The following is a 256-nucleotide window of genomic DNA, read 5'->3' as shown; positions in this document are numbered from 1 at the left end:
CACCAGCGGTTTCGTCACCGTGACCGCGCCGGACAACGTCTACACCGGCACCAACGACCCAGTAATCAAGTCGATCGCTTCGGTTGATGGCGCCGATGTTGGCAAGTTCGAGAACCTGGTCCTGGACAAGACCCCAGTCAGCACTGCTGTCACCGACGAGCCGGGTACTCCAGGCAACGAAGGCGATCTGGTCAAAGTCACCATTACTGCCGACCAGGTTTCGGTCGCTGAAAACGTTAAACCGACCTTCACCGTC

Annotated in this window: 1 protein-coding gene; it reads left to right on the top strand. The window is 58.2% G+C overall.

What is annotated here, in order from left to right:
• On the top strand, nt 1-256 hold a 256-nt coding region (locus HU770_RS26910; protein WP_186666625.1), incomplete at both ends, for an immunoglobulin-like domain-containing protein.

This window comes from Pseudomonas sp. SWRI68 (assembly GCF_014269165.1).
GTDB lineage: Bacteria > Pseudomonadota > Gammaproteobacteria > Pseudomonadales > Pseudomonadaceae > Aquipseudomonas > Aquipseudomonas capeferrum.
This window is presented reverse-complemented; position numbering and strand designations above follow the sequence as displayed.